We start from the raw sequence: 2,406 nt of genomic DNA, 5'->3' as shown, positions 1-2,406 counted from the left end.
TAAATAGCTTGACCGAAAAATCGTTGAAGCAGAACGAAAACAAAAATTTTTTCAGTCGCTAGTTCGTTTTCCAAAGCGATTTCTAGGTATATTTTCAGAGCGAGGTTTAGATGGATTTAGTCTCAATACTTATAATCTGCGCCATAGTTGGTCTCTGTTCTTTGCCTTTAATCTTTGGTGCTTTTCGTAGCTTAGACCGACGAGCAGACGATTTTGAAGGATCCGATCCTGAGGTTGCTCAAGCTCTTCGGGATGCAAGAAAAGACATTGACCGTGGAAAAGGGTACTACGGTCCAAAACTGTAAAAGTTCTTCGAGCAATCCTGCACGCAAAAGGTGGTTGCAGCCTTATATAAGGCTGCAACCACCTTTTGCATATGGAACGTTATAACCTCGTTTTCGTTCCGGATTGATTCTTTTGCGTAGTGCAACGCCCCCAGGATCTGGGGTCTGGCACCTGCCAAGCCACTTAGGACACCTAAGTTGATAGCTTGCTCCGTCGCGTAGCGTCTGGTTACCGGGATTGGGCTGGAAGCCCATAGTGCAAACCCTCTGTGTGCAGCGGGTTTACCGTTCACGCGCGACTGGGCCCCAGTTGCTATGCTTGCTGATCTTCAAACGCTCCGTGTGGCTCTCTAAAGCTTTAGGACGCATCCACATGCAGGAGAGTTCCCTAGAAGCTGTTCTCACGTCACTGAGTCAATGAGATAGCCGGCCAAGCTCTCACGTAAGCACGCTGCCAAAGCCCTGTTCAGAAGTTAGCCGGCTACGTGTTCCAAATGGATCGTTTGCTGTTCCTGGTGGAACATGTGCAGCTGAACATCTGCACGGCCTGATCGCACGCGCTCAAGCGACCGAACCAATTCCCACTAAAGCCTCTCGAGCAGAACCCACTTATTCGGTCACACCTCTTGCATCTTTGATAAGCGAGGTCGTATCCGAACGTTTTTTGTTCGAGTTAGTGCGGCTTGGTGCCAGAGGTGTGGTGACCGCTTTAGGAATCTTGGAGGAGTCCTGGAGAAGGGGTTTTTACTGCGACTATCTTGTGACGGAGTAAGGGTTGCTGTGGTGAGGTTTGTACTCGTTAGGGCGTTAGAGGATTGGTGTTCTTGTGGTTGCCTGGTGGTGCTTACGTAGGAGTTATGAGTGGTGTGTGTAAGCGTCTACGAGGTAAGTTCCAGCGTGTTTAGTTGATGGGCGCTTCGCGCTAAAGGAACTCGCTAGCGCTCGTGCTGAATCTTTTTCGTTCCCTGCACTCATAAGTGCTCCAAACGTCTTGTGCAGACCTTGCGGATATGGCAGCTGGTTGGTGAGTGCAGGAAACGAAGCACCCCCCTAGTGAAGAAAATGACGCAGCTAGGGCTGGGTTTCTTCACTAGGGGGGTGCTTGGAAGTTTGCAGCTGGCCGGAGCCGTGCGAGGTTTCCTTGACCATGGCCGGGGATTACTCGGCTATCAGGACTGGGATTTAGTAGTTCGATCGGGGAGCCTGAAGCGCTCTACCCGCCACATCGTGGTTGTTCCGAGTCTGCCTTTACACACATCGAAACTACTTCGGTAAACCCTTTGTTCTCTCTACACCCGGGGGCTAGCCGGTGGCCTTACCCCCGTATTCAGCTTCGACATGCTGGAGGGTGTTACTCGCTATCCTGCCAGAACCGAGTTACGCTTAAATTGAATTATTCTTCATGAATAACGATGCCCGAGACCTGCCAGTCTCGGGCATCAGTCTTTTAAACGGACATGACCTGCAGGTATCACAAGTTCCCGCGAAATAAGGGCAAGGACCGAATTTTCAACGAAGAAAATTCGATTTTCGTTTGGGCGTGTCGCAAGTCTCGATAAGTGGGTTCAGTAGCCATAAGGAAGAAATACGTGCTGGTTTAGCTTTCCTTTGGTCGTAGTTCGCGAGGTATTGGGGCTACTGTTCACGATCAGCTGTATGGGGAGGAGCCTTCTCGCTAAGGTGGTAGCTAATAGCCGTCGAAATGCTTTGGAGCATTTCTAGGTAACCGCATCACTCGAATTTCAAGCTCTCTACACTCCTACCAAAGTATGATTTACGCCCAAGTCGAGTGAAGATAGACTCCGAAGAATACCGAATATTCCATTTTGATTAATTCGAACACTGCCGGAGGAAAAGTGAAGAGAATTCTAGTACGTATGTCCCTCGTTGTTGCCAGCGCGGCTTTAGTTCTTGTTTCAGGTTTCAGCGCCAACGCCGCGACTCTTCAGTCTTCTTCTCTAAGCCCTGGTGGTTTGGCTACTCCCGCGAAAATCTGTGGTTACCCAGATAACCCGAACCGGTCTTGTGAATGGTGGCCAGGCACAGACGCCTGTTATCAGATATTCCAGTCAAACGCTCCAGATTGGCAAAAAATGGCTTGCGCGGCTGCGGGTTTCAGTCG

The 2,406-nt window shown here is 50.0% G+C and carries 1 protein-coding gene; it reads left to right on the top strand.

The features are described 5' to 3' along the window. Positions 1-2,161: 2,161 nt before the first annotated feature. The coding region (locus tag ACT3RW_RS17650; RefSeq protein WP_444614683.1) for a hypothetical protein at positions 2,162-2,406 on the top strand (245 nt) is incomplete at its 3' end.

This window comes from Glutamicibacter sp. AOP5-A2-18 (assembly GCF_052446055.1).
Lineage (GTDB): Bacteria > Actinomycetota > Actinomycetes > Actinomycetales > Micrococcaceae > Glutamicibacter.
Note: the sequence above shows the minus strand (reverse complement) of the source record. Positions and strands in the feature narration are given on the sequence as shown.